The following is a 24,297-nucleotide window of genomic DNA, read 5'->3' on the forward strand; positions in this document are numbered from 1 at the left end:
GCTCCGATCATCAGAACGGTTGCTGTGGAACGCAGCTTCGTGGGGCGTGCCTGGTGCCCCGCTACGCCGCAAGGCGACTACCCGCAATCCTAGATTGCGCGGTAGCCGCCTCGCCTGATGTACGTGTGTTACTTCGAAGCCTTGATCTGCTCTTCGATGTCCTTGAGGAAGCCAGTAAGCTCCTCGCCGCTCTGGTTTGCAAAAGCTGCGGTTCCACCGGAAGCTGCGAGAACGCCGTCCTGAACAGTCTGGGACTTGTAGACGTCGATGACCTTCTTGTACACCGCGTTGTCCTTGTCCTCGGCACGCGTTACCCAGATGTTGATGTAAGGGCGAGCGCCTTCAGCCTCAGCGGAGTCCTTGTAGATCGCGTCCGTCGCCTTCAGCCCTGCGTCTGCGAGGAAGTCGTTGTTCACCACGGAAGCCTCAACGGAGTCGAGAGCGAGCACGGTCTGGGTGGCGTCAACCGGGGTGACCTTGACCTTGGACTCAGGGAGGACGTCAAGCTCGGTGGAGAACGCGGAGCCGCCATCCTTGAGCTTAATCAGGCCAGCGTCCTGGAGCACGAGGAGTGCGCGGGACAGGTTAGTTGGGTCGTTTGGAACAGCAACTTCGCCGCCCGTAATCGAGTCAACGGAGGTGTGCTTCTTGGAGTACACACCCAGCGGATACACGGCGGTTCCGGCGATTGGGGTGAGGTCCTCATTTGCATCAACGTTGTAGTTGGCGAGGAAGAGCAGGTGCTGGAACTGGTTCAGGTCGAGTTCGCCTGCGGTCACAGCCTTGTTCGGGAGCTGGTAGTCACCAAGATCCTTGATATCCACGAACAGACCCTGCTTTTCAGCCTCGGTCTCGAAAGTGGCCCAGTAGTCTTCTGCACCAACGACACCGATAGTGACGGGGTTTTCCTTGGTGCCCTTAGTGTCCGCGCCTTCTTCGGCGGAACCCTTGTCGTCTGCGCCGCAAGCGGAGAGCGAGAAAGCGAGGGTGGCGGTGAGTGCTGCTGCAGCTACGGACTTAAGTACGGACTTGCGTGACATTGTGTTTTCTCCATGAGGATTGCAGGGGTCACCTGCTGGGCGTGAGCCCTCGGAACGTTGAATGGCTTACCAGCCATGCGAACCCTCGTTGCCTGGTTCTTCGCATGCCTTTCGAGCACAGGGGCTCGCCAAAGGCGGAAAACAACGGGGATTCTAGTCAGTGACTCCCAAGACCTGGGCAGTCACAGCGCAACCTGTGTGTAAGGACGTCGACTCCTGTCCCTACAGCTCGTATCGAGTGATTCCTCGATTCGGGCGAACCGCTTGTTAGCGGTTACACCCGCAGAGCATCGAGCGCATGCCACAGCACATCGCACGGGGCATGAATGCCTGGCGCGAAATCTCTGAGTGCTGTGAACTGATCATGTATCCATCATGGGGGTTCGACTCCCCCGGCACCAGCGAGATAGCGATCGTCTCGAATTTCGGACAATTCTTGGATTGCTAAATGGTGCAAAAGTGGATGCAACCCTCAGAACAAGGTCCCATCGTTCCACATTGCGGACGTCGGGCGATCCCCATTCTGGACGCTCAAGGAAAACGGAAGGGGAACTGGGGCACAGGCCATCCCGAAACCCGAAACTCGGTATCCCGCCTTGGTCGTGCTGCACCTCTCGCGAGTGCCGCTCAACAGCATCGAGTGCCGTCCCCGCGCGACGGCACTCGATGCAGAAACACGGCACTCACGGAAAATGGGAGGGGAACTGGGGCACAGGCCATCCCGAAACCCGAAACTCGGTATCCCACAGCGCCAGCGCCAAGGGACAAAAAAGACTCCTCGTGCACCCGCCAGAGCTCACCTGCCCTTGCTGCATTCCTGCCCTGGGGATTCAGTGAGATGACGCCACACGAGGAGTCGGTCTCCAGATTAACCCACCGACCGCGCCAAACCCAAACCAGTTCGCCTCAGGCATACAGCACCAACGTGGGGTGCATCACCTTGGGGCTCTGGATTCGGTATTTCGGAAAAAGTTCGATACTCTTTTCTGGCTGGCAAGTTACTGGAACCTGTTCCGGAAGCTTCCGACTAGGAGGATTCGCCTAGTGGCCTATGGCGCCGTCTTGGAAAGGCGGTTGGGTGCAAGCCCTCGGGGGTTCGAATCCCCCATCCTCCGCCACAAAGCAAAAGCCCCGCTCAACAGAGCGGGGCTTTTGCGTTGCATCAGGACCCCCTGTGCTGTGCTCCCGATACAGCGGATTGCGTGCCGTGCACGATGCCGATAGTTCTGCATTCCACAAACAGCCAGCCTTGTGCTGCGCTCAAACTGCACCGCCGGGCCCTGCCCTGAGGGGAAGCATGTGGCAACGGCCATCCACCCCTCAGTCGTTTTGTGCCAACTCAGCGATCTCCCACATACCGAACAGCTCGAAGCCGGATGCCCTCGCGGTCCCCGCCGAGGCCACGTTCTCCAGCTGGCAGCGGTACTGCGGCTCGTAGCCACGTTGCCGGATTGCATGGGAGATCGCATTCACCAGGAGTGTTCCGTAGCCCTTGCCGCGCTGATCTTCCGAAGTCAAGATTCCGATGTCTGCGGCCTTGGTCTCGCCCCATGGATAGGCGCTCGAGGCGCTCGCGAGTTGATCCCCCGCGAAGAGGCCCATCACAAGCCAGTGGTCGAGCTCGACATACGCCTCGTCCACATCATCCTCACTAGAATGCGAAACGAACTGTGAGAAGGCTGCTGCGTCGTTCTCGTTCAACTCTCGGATGATGATCCCTCCCGCCTCACCAGCTCGGCTCGAGAGGTCCAATCCTGCGAATCCAAAGATGCAGTCAGGATCGTTGAGAATCACTCCGTTTGCCATGAGGCCCTCCCGTACCTGATCGAGGCTGGAGGGCACATTCGCCGCGTCCCACCCGCAGGACCGGGCGACCTCAGGGCGCACTACAACGCGAGTAGTTCCTGAACTTTCGACGAGGATCGCGGCGCTACGGCCTTCCCGCAGACTGGTGTTCACCACGAGGGTCAGTGAATCGTCGTTAATAAGGTAGTCACCAGACGTAAACGGACCACGCCACGTTTCCACAAAAGTCGAGGTCATCACAGGTAAAGCCTTTCCACGGGAGTCGTACGACAATGCTCGCCCGCGAAAGCGGGCAGCGCAATCTAAATTTGTGGCGCCGATGGGCGCCTTCACGATTTCACCTACGTAACCTCACGAGGCTCCCGTTCCCGCGGACACCAAAGAAAGGTGCGGATTAGTAGACTGTCCCCATGATCTTCAAACGCGTAGGCGACGGCCGCCCATACCCAGAGCACGCGCTCAAGACCCCGCGCGACTGGGCATCTGTACCGCCGCGCCAGGTGCGACTCGCGGATCTGGTCACCACAAAGCGGACCCTCGACTTGGACACACTGCTTACTGACGACTCCACGTTCTATGGCGATTTGTTTGCCCACGTGATCGAGTACCAGGGTGTCCTCTACCTCGAGGATGGCCTGCACCGTGCAGTGCGCGCAGCCCTGCAGCAACGACTCATGCTGCACGCGCGCGTTCATACCGTAGAGCCTAGTTAACTACGCCAGACCAAACCCACACCGGAATAGGCCCAGATTCGCGGGGAAAGTCCGTTAATCTGGTCTCAATATCCCAAAACATTTCCGAGGTAGCAGTCCACGTGAGTCAGGAAAACATCGCACGAGCCCGGTCGATTCGCCGGCGCCGTGTACGTGAACGTCAGGCGATTGTCTTTGGCGTGCTCGCCGCAATACTCGGAATCATCGGGCTGTGGGCAATAGGCGTGTACAACGGCGCGATCGCATTGCCGTTTGACTCTGGATTCAGTTCAAAGCAGAAGGTCGTGGACCCGGTTACTGACGTAGCCTGCCTTCCAGCCAAGACCATGCCCGTGGCCGCAGGAAAGATTAAGGTCAACGTCCTAAACGCCTCGGAGCAAGGCGGCGTCGCTGCTGCCGTGGCCAAGGAACTCTCCAACCGTGGCATGAAGATTGGAAAGACAGGCAACTCCACCTCTCCACGAATGGTCACCTCGATCGTTTATGGTCCAGGAGCGCTTTCGCGCGCATATACGCTCGCCGCGCACTTCCAAACCTCCGCCATCATTCTGGATGACACCATCGAGAACAAGACCATTACGGTCAACATTGGCGAAAGCTTCAGCGGGCTTGTGGCAACCGAGAACGTGGAACTTGAGGCAGAGACCCCGATGATTACCCGTGAAGGCTGCAAGGACCTCTGGGAGCTCACTGACAAGGTCGAAGCCCCTGAAGCCAAGGACGAGGAAGAAGACACTTCCACAACCGACAAGGGCGCTGAAGAGAATGCCCCCGACGACAAGGCGACCGAAGAGGACACTGGCGCGTAGTCAGCCCCCGGTCGCCCAGTTACCAAACACGCAAAGGGCGGTGTGGTTCCCACAGGAACCACACCGCCCTTTGCGTGCGTCTTGCGATGCGTGCGTGTTGCATTGTGTGCGTCAGGCACCGCGTTCCGTCACGCACCGCGTTCCGTCACGCACCGCGTTCCGTCACGCACCGCGTTCCGTCACGCACCGCGTTCCGTCACGCACCGCGTGCCACTGGCACCAAGTTCAGTCGCGCTAAAGCAGGCCAGAGCCTGCTCTAGCGGGCCACCGCACTACCTGCCGAAGACTACTTACCTTCAAGCTCCGAGCCCGCAGGTGCCGATGCTGGCGAAGCTGGCTCGGCGTAGGTGCCGCGCCACTTTGCGAGCAGCGTCATCACGTGGAAGATCACGAGTGCTGCCGCGCAGCCGATTGCGATGCCCTCGAACTTGAGGTCTCCGTTGGCGTACGTGAAGTTTGCCATGCCGATAATGAGCGGCACTGCGGCGGAGGTCAGGTTGATTGGGTTGGAGAAGTCAACGCGGTTCTGCATCCAGATACGGATACCGAGCATTCCGATCATTCCGTAGAGCAGGGTTGCCGCTCCGCCGAGGACTCCGGCTGGAACAGTCGAGATCGCAGCGCCGAACTTTGGCGAGAGGCTGAGGAAGAGCGCACCCACGCCGGCCACCCAGTATGCGGCGGTCGAGTACACGCGGGTTGCAGCCATGACACCGATGTTCTCGGCATACGTGGTCGTACCGGAACCACCGCCGATTCCCGCGAGGGTGGTTGCCAGGCCGTCAGCCATGAGTGCGCGGCCGGTGACCTTGTCGAGGTTCTGGCCGGTCATCGCGGACACGGACTTCACGTGACCGATGTTCTCAGCAACGAGGACGAACACAACGGGGAGGAACAAGCCAAGGACCGCGGGCGAGAACTCCGGGGTGGTGAACTCAGGCAGACCGACCCAGGCAGCGTCCGAGATCGCCTGGAAGTTGACCTCTCCACGGAATGCAGCGAATGCATATCCGACGAGCACGCCGAGGAGGATGGCAAGGCGGCCGATCAAGCCGCGGAACAGAACGGTGATCAGGATGATCGCGGCGAGGGTGACAAATGCAGTGACTGGCGCTGCGCGGAAACCACCGGTGACGATCTCAGTAACTTGGCCAGCTTCGTTGAGGATGACGTTGCCGTTCTCGTCCTTTAGGAGGGCGGTGCCACCCCATGCAGCTGGCGCAAGGTTGAAGCCGATCAGGGCCACGATGGTACCTGTCACGACAGGAGGCATGGTCACCTCGATCCAACGCACACCCGCAAAGTGCACAATGACACCGATGATCGCGAGGAGGATACCGGCGGACAACACACCGAAGATTGCGCCGGCGTGGCCGTGGCTGCTGGTTGCGGCAGCGAGCGGTGCGATGAACGCGAAGGACGATCCCAGGTAGCTAGGGAGCCGGTTGCCCGTGATGAGCAGGAACAGCATGGTTCCGATTGCGGAGAAGAACAGCGTGGTTGCTGGAGGGAATCCCGTAAGCAGTGGAACAAGGAAGGTTGCACCGAACATCGCGACGATGTGCTGCAGACCGATTCCGATGGTGCGAGGCCACGTCAGGCGCTCTCCTGGGCCAACAACGTCCTTCGGCCCGATGGTCTTGCCATCGCCGAACAGCTTCCAACCGAAACTCACAGTTTCTCCTATGTTTTTGTGCGCGTGTGCCCCGCGTAATGCGCCCCTGATGCGGGGGCAGCCCGAACAGGCCCTAGGGGAGAATACTCTTAGGAGCCGCATAGAATCACTGAGGTAAACGAAGTCATCTCAATATGCGGATGGGAAAACCTACTAAAAACGGATAACGTGGGGCATAGATTTACGTCACGTTGCGCGAATATGCAGGTTCAGCCGAGGCGCGTCAGTAAGAGCGACGGGAGGCCACCCACGCCATCATGTAGGCCTTGGAGTTACCGTCATCCACCAGTTCCGGCTCGAAGTCCCGCGCAATCTGCCAGGCCTTCTCTGCCGTAGCCCCGCCGGCGAGCGCGGCGTACATGACAAGGTAGTCGCCGTAGGTCACCGCATAGTTGTCGTAGTAACCCACGACCTCCTCAAGGTTGTCGAGGATACGCTCGGCGTCCTGCGCGAGGTACACCGATACGGGAGACATCGGAAGGAGAAGGATGCCGAGCATCGCGGACTTCTCCCCCGAGAACCACGTGGCGTAGTCGTGCTTGGCTCCCCACACCAGCGGAGCGATCGAGTGCTTGTATGCCAAGCGAACCGGATCCTTCCGGTCGAAGTTGAGCCAGTAGGACTGGGCGGAAGCCGCTTCGAGGGACAGGAGCCACTGCGCGAGGTCCGCTAGCCACTCCCGCCCGGTTACCTTCGCCCACAGCGCGAGGCCGTTCCAGGAGTTAACCGCCTCGGAGATCGACTCCTGGTTGTTACCCTCGTCAAATGGAGCACGTCCGCTGGCCCACGAGTGGCCCTTGTACGGATCGAACACCCTGAGCTGGGGAACAGAATCCGTGAGCACCGGAGAGGCCACGTCGAACGCAAGGGCATCAATACGGCTCTCAAGCACCTCAAGGAGAGCCGCATTGGCCTCGACGGCGAGCGCCGCCGCGTACATGAAGTACCCGTACTGGGTGTGGTGATCGTTGAACTCCTCGGCGCCGAACGACGGCTCGCGTCCCACAACGCCCATCCACACGTCATCAAAGAAGAAGGTTCTAGAGTCCATATCCGTGGCAGCCCAGGCCGTGAGCCGGCGTTCAAACCCGGCACGAAACTCGTCAGCACCGGCAACCCCAAGCTGGTCCGCAAGGCGAGCAAGCTGTGCATCGCGCACAAGTGCCTTACCGCCAAAGTAAGAATCAACAGGGGCGCGCTCCGGAACCGCGAGATCGAGCACAACCTGCGCACGGATCTCCTCCAACACATCCGCAGGAACCCCGTCCAAGTCCAGCCCCGCTGCCGGAGAGACTCGCGGTGTACGCCACTCCAAGACCTTGGCCGAGATCAACGGTAGTGTGCCGTCGACCGTCTCGTACTCCCCCAGAATGTCACCCGCAGCGCCGAAATGGTGCGGCATCCGAACCACCGCCACAGGGCCATTCTCTGCCGCAACGTAACGGACTGTGGTGACAATATCGTCGGAAATCGAACCAGCCGCGACACTCACGTGAGACACAGGGAACGAGGCGTGCTGCGCAAGGCGCAGCACCGACCGCTCAACCTCAGCCGGCGTGGCCGAATCAGCCAACCGTGGGAATGCGATGAGGGACAGGAACTGGCCCGCAACCAAGCGGATGGACCGTGACGAGTAGGCACCGGAAGTGACCAGTCCGTAGGACTGGCCCTCGACCTCGGCGATCGCGCACGATTCGTACTTCATGGTGAACGGAACCGACAGCGAGACATCATGTGCCACGTCTGCCGTGTACGACACGTAGGGGACGCCCTCGGCGATCACGGCATGGCCCAGCACGCGGCCCACGGAGTTGAGGAACTCAACCGTAATGGACCCCAGATCGTGGCGGGCAATGCGGTACGAGCTCGCACCAACATTCACGTCGATATCGGGGGCGGCGGGGCTCGACACTGTGTGGCGCGAGCTCGTGACCCGCGGGAGCCCAAAAACGAACCCCTGGTTCGTCTGAATGTAGGACAGCGGCATGGGGAAGACCGGGTCAGGCGAGCCAAACGCAAGCGGCGAGAACCACCGGTTCGTGGGCGGAAGCATGCCGTCAACCGCGTGCAGCCAAGGCATCTGCGCGATGGTGTCCACCTGCAACTGCGACAGCGCAGACACCACGGACTCCTCGACGTTCAAACTCTCAAGGTTGTGTCCCTGGAGGCTGAAGGGAGGGAGATGCGGATTCATGGTTGTGACTCTATCTCTCGAGTGTCGTGCACGGTCAACTGCCGTGCGCTGGTGCCAAAAGGCCAGACCAACATCACGGTTGAGTCTAAGCCCCTGTGGGTCGCGAGAACCGGGCCGATTGGTCCTAGCGCGGCCCCTGGCCGCGCCACTTCTTTGGAACAAAGAAGTCCGCACATGTAACTGCCGCAAGGACACCCAACGATATCGCGGTCTTCCTGTGTCCGCGCTGGTTAGCCATACGGGCTCCGGCGGCGAGCGCCGCCACCTCGGCCCCGTTGATCACGTAGTAGGACATGGGTCGGGTCAGCCACAGCCGGGTCATCCGAGCGGTCCAGGTCGACTCCGTGGGGAGAGTCGTTACCGCGTTCCACATAGCCTGTGGCAGCGGCTTGGACTCAACCAGTGCCGCGCCCTCGAGGGAGGCGCCACTGCGCCATCCTTCGGCTACCTCTGCGGCTTCCTCCGGAAGCCCCAGGATCCGCGCAAAAGCGGTGAGCGGGTCGTCCATGTCTGGGGAATCCAGCACGAGGTCCAGCCTGTCCAGCGCGACCTCGTCGAGGTCGAAGTACGGCGCGAAGTCGCGCGCGCGGGCGGTCGCTGACTCAAAGTAGTCGATTACCATATCGGCTGCGTTCTCTTCACCGAGATCGATCAGGCTGGTGAGTTCCTCCCCAGCCACGATCCTCGGATCGACCATGTCCCACAGTGGCCCCCACTCGTGTGTAACCACAATGGTGCCGTGCACGGCTACTGACACTCGACGATATTGTCCGTCCCGCTCAAAGGCGACAGTTGGTTGGACATTGGGCCACGTCAGAAGCATGTCTACGTCGAGGTCACCACCTTCGGGGCCGTCTTCAGCCGCGCCAGCAACAATCGACCACTCGCTGCGGTGAGCGAACCACAGGTTCACTCCCGCAGTGTGTGCGAGGAGTGGTCCGTCGATCGACTGGAAGCGACCAATCACAGCCTCTGCACGCCGGTCAAGGTCGAGTACAACATCGCCCACGTGAGCTTTGACGGACGGGACAGCCGGAGAATCGGAGATGTGGCAGTGCGTGTTCAGGGTGTTTGCCAACTGCGACGCGACGTCCTCGAACCCGATCGAAGGAAGCCTGCCCTTGGTTGTGTTCTCCTCTGGAGCCCACCGCAGGGCGCGCCCGTCATCAAAGCCGAGAGTACGCGCGATAACCCAGCCCGGTGACCCAATGAGTTTGCCGTCAATGACTTGGGCGGGGATGGACATGTTGAGGAGTTGTTCGGCAAGCTCGTCCGGGGCAACTGGATCAATGTATGGAACCGCGTCCGCGGTCCGTGGTGCGCTATCTCGCGGATCCCGTGGGGCAAGCGCGATGTACATCGGAATGATGTGGGCTTCATCGAGGTCCTGATCGAGTTCGAACATGGTTCGAGTCTCTCACTAATTTGGGGGCGTGCGTACCACGTTCCGTATTCTTTGCTAAGTCTTCGCGTTGTTGGCTCGTGGGCTCTACGCGGAGACTCAGTTGCAGTTCGCGTCGGAGACCTGAACGACGATCTCTGGCACCTTTCCAAACGCGATTTCTTCCGCAATGCGCTCCTGCACCTTGGTGTACAGGGCGCTCGGGTAAATCCTTGACGGAGCCTCGGCCCCGACCATCGTGTAAACGATGACGTCCTCCATGGCCTCAACAGCGTCATAGGACGTAGTGCGAGCCTGTGGGGAGGTGCCGAGTGCGGCAGCGACGCTGTTGAGAAGGCTCCTGCCCTGTCCGACCTCACACGATGAAATCACGTGTTCGAGATCAATTTGGGCTGCACTCTTTGAAGGCCAAGAGCGGCGGATAGCTAGTTCAGCGTGGGCTCTCGCAAGGGCGTACTCAATCTCTTGGTAGCTTGCGTCCACGACCCATGCTCGATCCACCGAAATCTCGCCGTCAGATTCGACCACGGCGCAGGTGTTTTGCTCCTCGCACAGGGCTTCGTCTGAGTAGTTCACGATGACGGAATCGAACGCAGCCGGGAAGGCTAGGTAGGTATCGCGAACTTCTTGCAGCTTGAGGTCTTCTGTGAGTTCAAGGTGCCTCTGCCGTTGACGGGCTTCGCTCTCTTGCGATTCTGCCTCGGATTGTGCCGCCTGCGTAGCGGAATCGGAGACTTCAAGCTCGAGCTCAACAAGTTTGCTCGTAGTTGCGTCACTTGATGTGTCTTCTTGGACTGCGACGATGTCCGAGGAGGACGCTGAGAAAATGCCGAGGCCGGCCGCGAGTGCCATCCCGCATGTCATGACAATGGCGATAACAAGCATTAGTGCCTTGTTCATGCCATTCCCAACGTGGACATTGAGTTCTCCGAAGTTTACCGTGATGCCCTGACCAGTGCTTTCAGCTGTGCATGCGTCATTGCATCGTGATGTTGGTGCGGGAGCCACATGACGCCCGCCACATTTGGCACTCACTTTACTAAGTTTTGACGCTGTTGTCATTTCTGACCACGTGCCAAGTTTTCGCGTTGGAAAGCGCCTCACGGCAGGTTCCACAACCACTCACGCGACTGAAGGTAAAGGTCAACTTTACTTTCAGCCTCGTGCCAAGAAACTAGTTTCGGTGGTGGAAGTTCATCCCACGCGGGATTACTTTGCCGCCTTGGCGGTCTTGGAAACCTCTGCCCCTGCAAACTCAAAGTGCCATGGCTCAGGCTTCTCACGCTGAGCCCAATCAGGAGAGATCCACCCGTACTCCGGACCGTGCTTAACGAGCCAGTTACGCTCTGCGGTGTTCCACTGAGCTTCAGGTCCCCTGAGGTCGAGTGCAAGTCCCCACCCGTGGTTGGAGTATCCCGGAGGGGCTGCGAGCCAGCCCTTTGCAGCCTTGGTTGAAACCTGCGATGCATACGAGCGATAGGAGTCAGTCATCGTAATGTGACGACCGAACTGCTCCTTGAAGGCCTTGCTCATTTCGGCGAACATGATCGCGGCATCGTTGCGGAGGTAGTGGCCCTTTGCCGTCGCGATCTCGGTCATCTTCGACATCGGGATGCGACCGTTCTGGAAGTCCGAGGAACTCAGGTTTGCCGAGAGAGCCCTTTCCCACGCGGAACGGAAGCGAGCTTCCTCGACCTCCTTGACTGCGGTCACCTTGAGGGCGCCGCCCTGGAGGAGTTTCTCGAGCCGAGCGGTGGCTGCAACAACCCGGTCCAGATCGGACTCTTCGAGTTCAACAGAAACCGGCTCGTTGCCAACAAGGATGAGGGCTGCGGTCGCACTCGCCGGCTCGCCCGTGCTTTCGTCTGCGCCATTAGGCTCGTCAGCAGTGAGCGTCTCGATCGCTGCTGCAGTGGCTTCATCTGAAGCCTTCTCAACGTCCTCATCCGCGGAACTGGACTTGTTGGTGGACGCACCAGAATCGTCGGAAGTCTTGTCATCAGTGGCGGGGAGCGCGGAGCGCTACGAGGATGCCGAACGCGACGCCTTGTCCTGGCTGCGGCCACTGACAATCTCAGCTTCCTGCTCTATACCAGCCAGCAGGGCTTTGAGTTCCTTTGTGGCAGCTGCAACCTTCGGGCTGTCGCTGACGTTCATGGTGTCCGCGTTGTTCAGGACCTCAGCGGCGCGCATGACGGCTTCGTCTGCAGCGGATTCGGCAACGACAATCTCTGCCTGATCTGGCAGTGCGCGAGCCTCTTCCGAAGCACCGTCAGCAATTGCGGAATCAGCGAATGTGGCGCTCGCGCCCTGTGCAATGCCGGCACCGATGATTCCCGCGAGCGCAACGCCCGCGGCAGCCGCTGGCTTCCGCAGCACGCCGGGCTTGGACTCCACTGGAGCCTTGCGGGAGCTGGCACGGTAAGCGCCCTCGGGTGCGTCGACCATTGAAAGCGGAGACGGAGCACTCACGGCGCTACGACTCGATTTAGGCGCAACGCGCTTTCCTCGTACTGCAGCCATCAAATATCACCTTGGTCCTTGCGGCGGAGATCCGCCCTGGGGGTTGGGGCACACGGCACAGCAACGCGATGGTAACGCTGGGTCCCGTGGAGTGCGGCCGCAAGGCTGTCCAGGCTTTGGTGCGCACAGGTTGGTCAAACTTTGGTGGTTCAGTGGCCCTGCCCGTCGGACTCCATGGGGAGTTCTATCCGGTATGCAGTGCCCTTTGAGCCTCGACTAGTGTCACATATCGATAACAAAAGGCCAATGACCTGCAACACAGTGTTGAAACGTCACTGCGGGGAAATGCCGGTGGCCTGCAGAAAAGAAGCCGGAGCCTCCGCAAATGTGGCCCATGCCACACGCGGATGCTCCGGCTTGTTGTTCAGTTTATTGCTGAGGTTTTCGCTCAGACCGAGCGTTCATGCGCCACCACATGTGGAGCGCTTTCAAGGCGAGAATCGACCTGACCGCTCGCGCTCTCATCTGCTGTTGAGATAACGTCCTCCACCGAGGTAGCAAGAGCCTTCGGCCGGATGAAGCAGAGAAGTACCGCAGCAATCAGCAGCAGCGGGATGAACCGGAGGAAGATCGGGATGAGCGCCTGGTTGTACGAGAGGACTACGGCCTCACGCACCGGTTCAGGAAGCCCATGGACGAGCGCAGGGGTGAACGAGTTCGCACCACCAGATCCCACTGCGGCGTCCCCAAACTGCGCAAGGTTCTTGTTGGCATAGTCGATGAGCCGGGAGGCAAATACCGATCCGACAATCGCGGAGCCCAGCGTGGAACCAACCTGACGGAAGTAGTTCGTGGCCGCAGTAGCCGTTCCCACGACGCGCACAGGGAAGGAGTTCTGCACGATCAGAGTAAGGAGCTGCATCGAAGTACCAAGGCCCAGCCCGAGAACCGAAAGGTACGTAGCAATGAGCCACACAGGAGTGTCCACCTTGATGGTGGACAACAGGAACAGCGAGAGCGCCACAATCAGGGAACCAATGATGGGCAGCGGCTTGTACTTGCCAGTCTTGGATACGAACACTCCGGATGCCGTAGCAACCACGAGCAGAACCATCATCATCGGCGCCATCAGCAGACCTGCCACCGAGGCCGAGTACCCACCCGCCATCTGGAGGTAAGTAGGCATATACCCGACCGCACCAAACATGGCTATGGACGTGAAGAGTGCCGCGAGCGTAACCAAGTTGAAGTTGCGGTCCCGGAACAGGTAGAGCGGCATGATTGGCTCTGCAGCCTTGGACTCTGCAAACAAAAATGCAGCGCCCGAAACAACCGCAACCGCGAAGAGGCCGAGCACTTGGACCGAGGACCACGCGTACGTGTTACCGCCCCACGTAAGAGCAAGGACGAGAGACGCAGTCGCAACTGCCATGAGCATCATGCCTGCGTAGTCAATCTTTGGACGCTGGTCATAGGTGCGCTTTGGAATGTGTAGGAACAAGATCGTGGCGATCATCGCGAGAATACCGAGCGGCAGGTTCATCCAGAATGCCCAACGCCAGCCTGGCCCCTCAGTGAACCAGCCACCGAGAAGCGGTCCAGCCACGGACGACACAGCGAACGCGGCACCCATGATTCCCATGTACTTGCCGCGCTCACGCGCAGGAATCACGTCAGCGATTGCAGCCTGAGAAAGGATCATGAGGCCACCACCACCGATACCCTGCACGGCACGCGCGGCAATGAGTTCATTCATCGAATCAGACAGGCCACCAAGGACTGAACCAATGATGAAGAGGGTAATCGCAAACAGCAGCAGCGGTTTGCGACCCATGAGGTCTGACAACTTGCCGTAGATAGGCATCATGATCGTCAGTGCAAGGATGAAGGCTGTAATGACCCAGGTCATGTGCTCAACGCCGTTAAGCTCGCCCACAATGGTGGGAAGCGCACTCGACAGAACAGTCTGCCCCAGCGAGGACATAAATTGCGTCACCATCAAGCCCGCAAACAGCAGCTTGATGGAGTTCTTTTGTTTGGTCACTTAGTTTCCTTCATTACCTGTCGGAACACCTCGAGAGCAGCGCGGACATGCTCCGAAGACTCCTTGGTTATTGCGTCTGGGTGCGTGATGAACGTGTATCGGGCAACTGAGCCAGCAAGGATGATCATCGCGCGCGTACGCTCATCGAGGCTGGAGTAATAGTGAGGGCCTTGGGGGTCTAACCCCTTCTCCACAGCCATACTTTCAATCACAACGCCCTCGCACGCACCAATATGCCTCGAGATGTTGAGCCGAAATGACGCATGCGCCTTGAGGAGTTTGGCCCGCTCAAGGAAAGCCGAGCGATCAACGATGGATTCCCTGATCACGCCAAAAAGTACAACAACGACCGTGTCGAGTTGATTCTCGACTTCCTGTTGCGTGAGGCACTCAGCCTGTGTGGCAGTGAGCCGAGGGGAGCGCAGCCCAAAAACTGCATCTTCCTTGCTCCGAAAGTAGTTGAAGAACGTACGTTGTGAGACGCCAGCTTCGGCGGCGATCTCTTCCACCGTGGGTTCCGAATCTTCAATGACCGTCATGCGGTACGCCGCCCGGTGAATCGCACGGTATGCGTCGATCCGGTTTTGCTCACGGCGAGTTAAGTCTGACTTTTCCACCGTTTCACTTTATGCAGTTGTGCAAGTTTGCACAACTGCAAAACAATGTAGGCTGGCACACAGCGCAAAACCTGGAAGCAGGGAACTTTTGCGCGCTAGACACGGTTCCTCCTACTGTGGGAACGCATCCACTGAGAGATGGTGCGCTCGTTCCCGCACCACGGAATGCAACACACAGTGCACCACACGGCACGCCTCAATCGGGCATTGCCTCGTGACCAGCAATCGACCGCCGCACTCACCCCAGTCGACGACCCACCGAAAAAAGAGCACTAGGGACCCCGCGTGAGCAAACTAGCCAACCTAAGCCTCGCGAACCGCGCCGCAATCGCGCTGTTCACAATAATCATCGCTCTCGGCGGCCTGCTCTCCATGAGCAAGCTCAAACAAGAGCTCATCCCAAGCATCTCCCTTCCGATCGCATCCGTGGTCACCGCACTGCCCGGCGGCAGCCCCGAGGTGATTGATGCCCAGGTCTCTGCTCCCCTCGCCAAGGCACTAGAGAACGTGGACGGCGTCACCGAAGTCGCCACGACCTCAGCCACCAACCTGTCCTCGATATCACTCACCACCGAGTACGGAATCAACCAGAGCACCCTGCGCGCCGATCTGAAGGCCGCGATTGACACGGTCACGACCCTCCCGGAGTCCGCAACCACTCCGAACATCTTCTTTGGCTCCTCAACGGACCTTCCTGTGCTTGCGCTCACCGTCACAGCCGACGAGGACATCGCCGCTCTCACATCAACCCTGAACACGGTCGTGGTCCCAGAGATCTCCCGTATCGACGGAGTTCGCGACGTCACAGCTCAGGGTGGACTGACCCAGCGCATTGTCATCACCCCTGACCAGACCCTGCTCGCAGGGGCCAATGCCACGAGCCAGGACATCAAGGACGCTCTCGAAGCCAATGGCACCGCCTTCCCTGCCGGAACGGTGACCTCCGTTGATGGTGCACTTGCCGTTCAGACCGGATCCCTCATCACGTCCGTCAAGGACATTGAGTCACTCCCCCTCATCGTCGAAGGCACATCCACCGCCACCATCGGCGATGTCGCTACGGTCAAGCTCAAGGACGAGGACCCCACCTCCATCACACGCACCAATGGGGAACCTTCCCTGTCGGTTTCCGTGACCGCAACCAAGGACGCAGACATCGTCGCGCTCTCGCAGGCCATCCAGGACGCTCTGCCCGGAATCGCGACCAAGGCCGGCGCAGGCACCGAGTTCACGGTCGTGTTCGACCAAGCACCGTTCATTGCCGACTCGATCAAGCACCTCGCAATCGAGGGTGTCCTCGGCCTGTTCTTCGCTGTCCTCGTGATCCTAGTGTTCCTGCTCTCCGTACGCTCGACCCTGGTAACTGCGCTATCGATCCCCCTCTCGATCCTCATGGCCTTCATCGGCCTGTACGTCTCCGGCTACTCTCTGAACCTCCTGACGCTCTCCGCGCTGACCATCACTATTGGCCGCGTGGTTGACGACTCGATTGTGGTCATCGAGAACATCAAGCGCCACCTGTCCTACGGCACCCCCAAGAAGGAAGCCATTCTCACAGGTGTTCGCGAGGTCGCTGGAGCGATCACCGCGTCCACCTTGACCACCATCATGGTGTTTGTGCCGATCATCATCGTTGGCGGCATGGTTGGGGAACTCTTCCGGCCGTTCGGACTAACCGTTGCCATCGCAATGCTGTCCTCGCTTTTGGTCTCGCTGACCATCGTTCCTGTCCTCGCTTACTGGTTCCTTCCGGAACAGAAGGGTGTCCTGGACCGCGAACAGATCGAGGCAGAGGCGCAGGCCAAGGAGCAGAAGTCCTGGCTCCAACGCACCTACGTTCCCGTCCTACGGCAGACCCAGAAGCACCCCGTCATCACGGTAGCCACCGCAGTGGCGCTTCTCGCCGGAACGGTCGCTTTGGCGACCCAACTCAAGACCGACTTCCTGGGCGACACCGGCCAGGACACGATCTCGGTAACTCAGGACTTCTCCTCAGGCGAATCACTCGCCAACATTTCTAAGGTCGCAGCAGAAACTGAGCAGGTCATCGCCGACACCGACGGCGTCAAGACCTCGCTCTTCACTGTGTCCACGGGCGCCAACTCCATGGCCATGCTCATGGGAACTGGAACCACTCAGGCCACTTTCCAGATCACCACGGAGGATGACGCAGATTCCGCGGAGGTCGTAGCAACACTCGAGCAGGAACTTGCCAAACTCGAGGCAGCTGACACCATCAAGGTCGGCGCCGAAGCAATGGGCATGTCTGGGTCCACGATCGACATTCGGGTTGACTCGGCGGAGGACCCCAAGGCTCTAGCACCGGCTGCTGACGCCGTTGCCGAAAAGGTCTCCTCCCTCAAGTACTCGGGCGATGTTGAGAACGACCGGTCCACCGTTGAGCCTCACGTCGAGGTCACCGTGAACCGTGAGATGGCAGCCATGTATGGACTGAGCGAGATCCAGGTGTCCGGAATCGTGGCGTCGCTCCTGAGCCCGCAGGCCACCGGATCCATCCGCATGGACAACATCGACACCAAGATCTACATCGATAACGGCGTTACAATTAAGACCCTCAACCAGCTCAAGAGCACCCAACTTCCGCTCGGGTTCACGAGCCTCCCTCTGACTGACGTGGCCTCGATCGACATCGTGAAGAGCCCGACCACCGTCCGCCGCGTTCAGGGCAAGTACTCCGCCACGATCTCGGTGACGCCTGCGGCCGGTGAGTTGTCCAAGGCAACCGCCGAGATCACGGACGCGCTCGATGGTCTCGATCTACCCAAGGGTGTGACCACCACAATCGGTGGTGTCAGCCAGCAGCAGTCCGAGGCATTCAGTCAGCTTGGCCTTGCGATGCTCATCGCAATCCTCATTGTGTATGCGCTGATGGTGGCCACATTCCGTTCGCTGGTGCAGCCGCTCATCCTGCTGGTCTCGATCCCGTTCGCCGCGATCGGAGCGATCGTCGCACTGCTCATCACGGGTACTCCGCTCGGCGTAGCGCCCCTCATCGGTGCTCTCATGCTCATCGGAATTGTGGTGACCAACGCGATCGTGCTGATCGACCTGATCAACCAGTACCGCGAGCAGGGCATGAACGTGCCTGACGCAATCTTCCACGGCGCTCGCCAACGTTTGCGCCCGATCCTCATGACCGCTGCGGCGACGATCTTTGCGCTCATGCCCATGGCGCTGGGCGTCACGGGCGGTACCGGGTTCATCTCCAAGGACCTCGCCATCGTGGTCATCGGCGGCCTGTTCTCCTCGACGCTTCTCACGCTCGTTCTTGTCCCCGTTCTATACGAACTGATCGAGGGTTCACGCGAGCAGCGCCGCACCCGCAAGGCTGAGGAACGCGAAGCCGCCCGCCTCGCTGAGCGCGCCAACTTGGGCCTGGACACGGAGTCCGCTTCGTAGTGGGCCGCCCCGCTACGCGGGACTGCTAAAACCTGATTAACGACGAGATGGCCGGGAAGTCCCAGCCATCTCGTCGCGCTTTGCCCGCTTGGGTACGGGTCCCCTTATCCATCGTGTAACAATCAGCCCACCGGGAACAGTAGAGAGTAGGAAACAAACCTAACGAAGGGAAGCATCGTGAAAGACGCGCGGACAGCACAACGCTCGTTCCTTCTCCTTGCGATCTGCGCGGCGCTGCTCCTCAGTGCTCTTGTCATCGGGCAGATAAGACGCGCAGACAACAGTGATTCCATTCCTGGCGTTGCTTTCCTCAACGCCCATAGCCAGATGTCTCCCATTGACTTAGCCAGCCACAACTACCAACTCCTCGTGGGCTCATTGTTCCTACACAGCCCTGATAAGTGGGCTGGAGCCACGTTCGAAGATGGTGTTCTAGTGGTTCGATACACCGGTCAGACCAAGGACGAGGCGATCAGGGAACTTCAACTCATCGGCGTCCGTAGCGGCGTGATCCTGCTCCCCGTGGATGGGCCCACCACCTGAGGCTCTCGCACGGCGCACTTGAGCGACGTGGCTTTCGCACCACGCTGAGAAGCCGCAGCACGGACGGAACGCAGGTGAATCGTCGTAAATCAAAAGCGGCCCACCCTTCAGGGTGAGCCGCTTCTGTGTGTCTATCAGGCCTCGGAGGCTGCGAGCTGGCCGCAGGCACCGTCAATTTCCTTGCCGCGAGTGTCGCGCAGCGTGGTCGGGATGCCCTTGGCTTCCAGGCGATCGATCCACATGCGCGTGACGGCGGGTTCGGAGCTCGTCCACACGGAACCCGGGGTCGGGTTCAGCGGGATCGGGTTGACGTGGACCCAGCCCTTGCCGCGAGCGTTGAGCTTGTCCGCAAGGAGGTCAGCGCGCCAAGCGTGGTCGTTCATGTCCTTGATAAGGGCATATTCGATCGACACGCGGCGGCCGGTCTTGGCGTAGTACTCGTAGGCGGCGTCGATGGCCTCGTCGGCCTTCCAGCGCGAGTTGACGGGGATGAGCTCGTCGCGGAGCTCGTCGTCAGGGGCGTGGAGCGACAGCGCGAAGGTGAACGGAAGGTTCTCGTCAGCGAGCTTGCGGATCGCTGGGACCAGGCCAACCGTGGAGACGGTGATGTTGCGGGCGGACATGCCGAGGCCCTCAGGGGCCTCATCGACCATGCGGTGCACGGCGCGCATGACGCGCTTGTAGTTGGCAAGGGGCTCGCCCATACCCATGAACACGATGTTGGTGACGCGCTCAGGAGCGTGATCGCCGGGGCGCAGGCCGCCGAGGCCACCCTCCGCGATGACGCGGTTGGCCTGGACGATCTGGTCGAGGATCTCGGCCGTGGACATGTTGCGGGTCAGACCCGACTGGCCGGTCGCGCAGAACGGGCAGTTCATGCCACAGCCGCACTGGGATGACACACACAGCGTGATGCGTCCGGGATAGCGCATGAGGACCGACTCCACGGTGGAGCCATCGAACAGGCGCCACAGGAACTTGATGGTCGCGCCATCGTCTGTGGTCAGGCGCTTGACCTCTGTGAGCAGCGTTGGGAAAGCAGCCTCGGCGAGCTCCTCGCGGCGATTCTTAGGCAGGTCGCTCATGAGGGCTGGGTCCGTGGTGTAGTGCTGGAAGTAGTGCACCGAAAGCTGCTTGGCGCGGAAGCTCGGAAGGCCGAGTTCCTTGAGCTTGGCTTGGCGCTCCTCAAGCGTGAGGTCGGCGAAGTGTGTGGGCGGCTGGGTAACGCGCTTCTTGGTGGCGAACTGGAGTTCCGGGCGCCCATCGGCGCCCATGGCCTGCTTCCACCCCTCTGCGGTCGGGCGGACCTGCTCACGGCCCTCGCGGCGTGCGCGCAGCTCTGAGACACGGCCCTCCTGCGTGAGTTTGCGCTCCTCGGCTAGGCGACGCTCGGCGTCCTTGGTCTCGATCCACGCAATCGTGCGGTCGTTGCGGTCCGAGCGCTGGGTGCGGTCCTCATAGCCGGAGTTCGAGCGCGCGTTGCGGCGGGCCGTGTTGCCGCGGATCACGTCACGAACGGGGCGTCCGGTGGTGCCGGCTGGGCGCGAGGCCGCGCCAGCGGACTTGATCGACGAGATTGCGGGCGTGTTCGACCGCGAGCGCTGGCCAGAGGTGGCGCGCTCGAGCGGCTGAGACGACTCAGGCTTATTTGGGGCGTTCTTGGAAGCAGACATCTTTTCCATTGTTTCACGCGCGGCGGGCACACGCGGGAAACGTGAGCGACGCCAAATGTGGCGCCTGCCTCCTGACCCTCCAGATCTTCCTGGCCATCCACTCCTCCTCCCGCTCCTCCTCCCCCTCCCGCTCCTCTTCCCCCGTCGATGTATGGCTATCTCACCGATGCATGACGCCCGGTCACACATTGGTGAGGTGGGGCGAGTGCGAGGTAGGGTGCGGCGCGACACGTGTTTGCACTTTGACAGCAAGAGTGCAAGAATGCACTATATGAGCGAGAGTGCAATTAGGGTTTTGCCGGCGCCAACTTTTGGAGGCGCAGCGGCCGGAAACACAGCGATCGGGGACGCACCCGCTGGTACGGCAGCGGCCGGAAACGCCGCAACAAAGGGCGCACCAGCTGGTGCAGCACCGGCTGAGGCTGCACCCGCCGAAGCCACGCAAGGTTCCGGCTCACTCCGTGCGGCCCGCAAGGCCCGAACCCAAAGCTCGCTGATCGCGCAGGCACGCGCACTCACTCTGGACAAGGGTCTGGGCGGCTTCACCCTAGACGAGCTCTGCACTCAGGTTGGCGTTTCGAGGCGCACGTTCTTCAACTACTTCGCTTCCAAGGACGATGCGGTACTGGGCATTCCTCTCCAGTCGCCTTACGAGGAACACCGAGAGGAGTTCCTCGCGTCGCGGGGCACTCTCGCGCTTGTGGATGCAATCCGAGTCTTGCTCGACCGGTCGTTCCAGTCCATGGTGACCGAGGATTTCACGCCTGACATCATGTCCCGCGTTCTGGTTGAGCAGCCAACTCTCATCGACCGACTCCACGAGCACGCATTTGGACTGGTACGCCAGTTGGAGAGCCTCATCGTAGAACGCGAGGAACTCGCAACCCCGAGTAGCTTTGCGCACACCGTGGCCCTGACCTGCCACCAACTCACGATGGCCACGTTCATCGACCTCAACAAGTCCCACACTCCGCAGCACGCACCGCGCACTGCCCTTCACAATGCCAGCTGCACGTTACAGACCGCCGTCTACAGCGAGGCGCTCAAGCGCAACTTCGAGCACCTCACCTTGTTCTTCACTCCATCTGGTGCGGAGAAGTAACCTGCCCGCCGCACCACCCACGGGCGTGAGACCCACCAGCCAAGGCGAGTCAGTCGTCGTGAATCACGGCGCGAAAGCGCCCCGCACCACGGCGCGAAAGCGCCGAAACCACGCAGCGGAAGCGCCCCACGAACTGCCCGTTCCCGCGAACGGGACCACAAGTAACTAAGGATCAACATGTCACACGCACCTGCAGGTGCCGCGGTGGACGAACCGAAACTGGTTCTGACACAGCGCACCATTTGGGTCATTTTTGCGGCGCTGCTCGCATCAATGTTCCTGTCTTCCCTCGACCAGACGATCGTCTCAACGGCCATGCCGACCATTGTTGGCGACCTTGGCGGGGTTCAGCACCAGGCGTGGATCACCACTGCATACCTGCTGGCGACCACGATTGTGATGCCGATTTACGGCAAGTTTGGTGACGTGCTCGGGCGCAGGAACCTGTTCCTGGCCGCGATTGCGATCTTCACGTTTGCGTCGCTCGCTCTGGCGCTAACCACGAGCTTCTGGGGCTTTGTCATCTTCCGTGCCGTGCAGGGTATCGGTGGTGGTGGTCTGATGATTCTGTCGCAGGCCATCGTTGCGGACATTACTCCCGCGTCCGAGCGTGGAAAGTACATGGGTCCTATGGGCGCCGTGTTCGGTATTGCCGCAGTTGCAGGCCCACTTCTTGGTGGATTCTTTGTGGACCACCTGACCTGGCACTGGGCGTTCTGGATCAACATTCCTGTGGGTATCGCCGCGTTCACGATCGCTTGGTTCACGCTGAAGCTGCCTAGCCACCGGGCCGAAAAGAAGATCGACTTCTTGGGCGTTGTGCTGCTGTCGATCGCTACGACCTCGCTCATCTTCTTCACCGACGCCGGATCCTCCGCCGAGCACGGTTGGGGCGCCACCTACACCTGGCTGTGGGGCGCTGGTCTGATCGTCGCCGCAGCTCTGTTCGTGCTGGTCGAGTCCCGCGCTGCGGACCCAATCATCCCGCTCAAGTTCTTCAAGAACTCGATCTTCGTCAACGCGACCGCAATCGGATTTGTCCTTGGTCTGGGCATGTTCGCGGCCCTCGCATTCCTGCCAACGTTCATGCAGATGTCGTCCGGCGCGTCCGCCGCAACCTCCGGCCTGCTCATGCTTCCGATGATGGTCGGTGTGATGGGCACGTCCATCTGGTCCGGTCTGCGTATCACCAAGACCGGCAAGTACCGCGTCTACCCAATCGTGGGCACCATCCTCACCACGATTGTGCTTGTCACGATGTCGACCCTGACCGGTTCCACCCCGCTGTGGCTGCTCAGCATCTACCTGTTCTTCTTTGGTGCCGGCCTTGGTTTGGTCCAGCAGGTTGTGGTTCTGGTTGTGCAGAACTCGGTTGATGCTCACGACCTCGGTGCCGCGACCGCCACGAACAACTACTTCCGCGAGGTTGGCGCCGCACTTGGCGTGGCCATCTTTGGAACGCTGTTCACCAACCGCCTGGGCGAGCGCCTGGGCGACGTCTTCGCCTCTGCTGGCCTGACACCTGAGCAGATTGCTGAGGCTTCTGCGAACGTCACGCCGTCCGCAATGGGCGACATGCCCGCGCAGATGAAGCAGGGCGTCGTGGACGCTTACGCCGACTCGCTGGCTCCCGTGTTCATGTACATGGTTCCGTTCTTGGTTCTGGCTATCGTTCTGGCGCTATTCATGCGTCAGGTCAAGCTGTCCGACGAGGCCGGCATGGTTGCTCGCGGCGAGGCTCTGGCTGACCCTGAGCACGTTGTGGCTGGTTCAGTTGGTGCTGAGGCCGGGTCCGAAGCCGGCGAGGACCTCGTCCTCGTGGCCGTGGACGGCACGTCCACCGACGGGCCGGATGACTCCGGTGAGTCGGATGCCTCTGCGGGTGCCAGCAACTGAGTGCGCTGGGTTTGTAGTGTCGGGCTAACGCCCCACACAAACTGATTAACGACGATTCCCGCACCTCCCATGAGGAGATGCGGGAATCGTCGTGTGTCGGTTAATCAGTTGTTCCCTCGGGGTCAACTCTGAAACTCGAAGGGGCGGTCTAGACCTATCCTTGGCGCCACTGCCTCCGCAACCGCAGTCGGTGGAGAATGCTGGCGGGAAATGGCTTCCGAGCGGCTACGGTCATTTTCCGCACGCCCTTAGGCTTCGGATAACTCCCCAGGTTCGCGAGCACGTATTCACTAGTCGGCAGATCTGAGGGTGTTGCGAACTCGCTGTCGAGAGTCTCCCATTCGGTGATGCCGATACGCACCAGCCCTACATCTAGCGGCATGTACCCATCCAACGGACCGAGCACCAACTGGTATTCTCCCTGGAGATTCCTTTGCCACACTCCCCAACTTGAAACCAATGCTGAATGGTTTACGTGGACAATGATGTATCTATTGCCACCTGATGTAACTAGGCGGCACAGGCTATGCGGCTGAACGCTCATTTATCCAACCTCCAAGATGAACTATGAAACTCCAGTTCCACACGTGAATCGACCCTTCGGCCCAACCGCGACGGGTGTGGAAATAGATCCTGCTCCCGCTACTTGAATGCCTACCCTTGCGCGATAGTCGTATGTTCCGCCAGAAGAGATGCACTGCGCGTAAATGTTCGTGCCCTGGGTTTGTGCGGACGTCCAGGAAGTGTTTCGGTGATCCGTGAACAGTCGCCACCCGCTCCAAGAGGATCGTTCATAGTAGTGCAGCAGCCGCATCGTTCCGGGCCGACCATTGTCACATACAGCACCGGCGTAGACTTCAAGCTGGCCCAGCGACTTGATCGGTGCCTTCAAGGGCGTTG

The 24,297-nt window shown here is 60.2% G+C and carries 17 protein-coding genes, 1 tRNA gene and 1 other RNA gene; 7 read left to right on the forward strand and 12 right to left on the reverse strand.

Going from position 1 to position 24,297, the window contains the following annotated elements; genetic code table 11:
• Nucleotides 1-128: 128 nt before the first annotated feature.
• Both HGSM_RS01360 and ffs read right to left on the reverse strand, forming a co-directional pair.
• On the reverse strand, nucleotides 129-1,040 hold the full coding sequence (locus HGSM_RS01360; protein ID WP_019146943.1) for a MetQ/NlpA family ABC transporter substrate-binding protein: 912 nt from the start codon (nucleotides 1,038-1,040) through the stop codon (nucleotides 129-131).
• 766 nt (nucleotides 1,041-1,806) lie between these two features.
• Nucleotides 1,807-1,901, reverse strand: an RNA gene (ffs, locus tag HGSM_RS13985) — signal recognition particle sRNA small type.
• Nucleotides 1,902-2,070: 169 nt separating this feature from the next.
• Between ffs and HGSM_RS01365 the strand changes: the two genes are divergently transcribed.
• Nucleotides 2,071-2,158 (forward strand) — tRNA-Ser (locus HGSM_RS01365).
• 202 nt (nucleotides 2,159-2,360) lie between these two features.
• On the opposite strand, the gene HGSM_RS01370 is transcribed toward HGSM_RS01365, so the two are convergent.
• Nucleotides 2,361-3,083, reverse strand: a complete 723-nt coding sequence (locus HGSM_RS01370) for a GNAT family N-acetyltransferase (protein WP_019146944.1) — start codon at nucleotides 3,081-3,083, stop codon at nucleotides 2,361-2,363.
• Between the two features lie 173 nt (nucleotides 3,084-3,256).
• Between HGSM_RS01370 and HGSM_RS01375 the strand changes: the two genes are divergently transcribed.
• Nucleotides 3,257-3,559, forward strand: a complete 303-nt coding sequence (locus tag HGSM_RS01375) for a type II toxin-antitoxin system VapB family antitoxin (RefSeq protein WP_019146945.1) — start codon at nucleotides 3,257-3,259, stop codon at nucleotides 3,557-3,559.
• A 101-nt stretch (nucleotides 3,560-3,660) separates the two neighbouring features.
• Nucleotides 3,661-4,368 carry a LytR C-terminal domain-containing protein gene (locus HGSM_RS13475; RefSeq protein ID WP_019146946.1) on the forward strand — a complete coding sequence of 236 codons (708 nt, stop codon included), beginning with the start codon at nucleotides 3,661-3,663 and terminating at the stop codon, nucleotides 4,366-4,368.
• Between the two features lie 286 nt (nucleotides 4,369-4,654).
• Here HGSM_RS13475 and HGSM_RS01385 read toward each other — a convergent pair whose 3' ends face one another.
• From HGSM_RS01385 to HGSM_RS13480, 8 genes are all read right to left on the reverse strand, one after another.
• Nucleotides 4,655-6,043 (reverse strand): uracil-xanthine permease family protein, encoded by a 1,389-nt coding sequence (locus HGSM_RS01385; RefSeq protein WP_019146947.1) that lies wholly within the window; start codon nucleotides 6,041-6,043, stop codon nucleotides 4,655-4,657.
• A gap of 223 nt (nucleotides 6,044-6,266) precedes the next feature.
• Nucleotides 6,267-8,237 carry a glycosyl hydrolase gene (locus tag HGSM_RS01390; RefSeq protein ID WP_019146948.1) on the reverse strand — a complete coding sequence of 657 codons (1,971 nt, stop codon included), beginning with the start codon at nucleotides 8,235-8,237 and terminating at the stop codon, nucleotides 6,267-6,269.
• 124 nt (nucleotides 8,238-8,361) lie between these two features.
• Nucleotides 8,362-9,642: a hypothetical protein gene (locus HGSM_RS01395; RefSeq protein WP_019146949.1), complete on the reverse strand. Its 1,281-nt coding sequence runs from the start codon at nucleotides 9,640-9,642 to the stop codon at nucleotides 8,362-8,364.
• A 96-nt stretch (nucleotides 9,643-9,738) separates the two neighbouring features.
• Nucleotides 9,739-10,539, reverse strand: coding sequence for a hypothetical protein (locus HGSM_RS01400; RefSeq protein WP_040594221.1), 801 nt, complete (start codon nucleotides 10,537-10,539; stop codon nucleotides 9,739-9,741).
• Nucleotides 10,540-10,848: 309 nt separating this feature from the next.
• Nucleotides 10,849-11,352, reverse strand: coding sequence for a M15 family metallopeptidase (locus HGSM_RS01405; RefSeq protein WP_019146951.1), 504 nt, complete (start codon nucleotides 11,350-11,352; stop codon nucleotides 10,849-10,851).
• A 309-nt stretch (nucleotides 11,353-11,661) separates the two neighbouring features.
• Nucleotides 11,662-12,162 (reverse strand): hypothetical protein, encoded by a 501-nt coding sequence (locus HGSM_RS01410; RefSeq protein ID WP_154646202.1) that lies wholly within the window; start codon nucleotides 12,160-12,162, stop codon nucleotides 11,662-11,664.
• Nucleotides 12,163-12,550: 388 nt separating this feature from the next.
• On the reverse strand, nucleotides 12,551-14,146 hold the full coding sequence (locus tag HGSM_RS01415) for an MDR family MFS transporter (protein ID WP_019146953.1): 1,596 nt from the start codon (nucleotides 14,144-14,146) through the stop codon (nucleotides 12,551-12,553).
• Nucleotides 14,143-14,763 carry a TetR/AcrR family transcriptional regulator gene (locus HGSM_RS13480; protein WP_019146954.1) on the reverse strand — a complete coding sequence of 207 codons (621 nt, stop codon included), beginning with the start codon at nucleotides 14,761-14,763 and terminating at the stop codon, nucleotides 14,143-14,145. The genes HGSM_RS01415 and HGSM_RS13480 overlap by 4 nt, the downstream gene beginning before the upstream one ends.
• Nucleotides 14,764-15,048: 285 nt before the next feature.
• On the opposite strand from HGSM_RS13480, the gene HGSM_RS01425 reads away from it, so the two are divergent.
• Together HGSM_RS01425 and HGSM_RS01430 are read left to right on the forward strand one after the other, a co-directional pair.
• Entirely contained in the window at nucleotides 15,049-18,183 is a 3,135-nt protein-coding gene (locus HGSM_RS01425) for an efflux RND transporter permease subunit (protein ID WP_019146955.1), read from the forward strand.
• 177 nt (nucleotides 18,184-18,360) lie between these two features.
• Nucleotides 18,361-18,726 (forward strand): hypothetical protein, encoded by a 366-nt coding sequence (locus HGSM_RS01430; RefSeq protein ID WP_019146956.1) that lies wholly within the window; start codon nucleotides 18,361-18,363, stop codon nucleotides 18,724-18,726.
• 134 nt (nucleotides 18,727-18,860) lie between these two features.
• On the opposite strand, the gene rlmN is transcribed toward HGSM_RS01430, so the two are convergent.
• Nucleotides 18,861-20,000: a 23S rRNA (adenine(2503)-C(2))-methyltransferase RlmN gene (gene rlmN, locus HGSM_RS01435; RefSeq protein WP_040594442.1), complete on the reverse strand. Its 1,140-nt coding sequence runs from the start codon at nucleotides 19,998-20,000 to the stop codon at nucleotides 18,861-18,863.
• Nucleotides 20,001-20,670: 670 nt separating this feature from the next.
• Between rlmN and HGSM_RS13485 the strand changes: the two genes are divergently transcribed.
• On the forward strand, nucleotides 20,671-21,501 hold the full coding sequence (locus tag HGSM_RS13485) for a TetR/AcrR family transcriptional regulator (RefSeq protein WP_019146958.1): 831 nt from the start codon (nucleotides 20,671-20,673) through the stop codon (nucleotides 21,499-21,501).
• Nucleotides 21,502-21,678: 177 nt separating this feature from the next.
• Complete coding sequence (locus tag HGSM_RS01445; RefSeq protein WP_019146959.1) at nucleotides 21,679-23,397, forward strand: MDR family MFS transporter; 1,719 nt, start codon at nucleotides 21,679-21,681, stop codon at nucleotides 23,395-23,397.
• The last annotated feature ends 900 nt before the right edge of the window (nucleotides 23,398-24,297 follow it).

Origin of the sequence: Timonella senegalensis JC301, assembly GCF_000312125.1 — a bacterium.
Classification (GTDB): Bacteria; Actinomycetota; Actinomycetes; order Actinomycetales; family Cellulomonadaceae; genus Timonella; species Timonella senegalensis.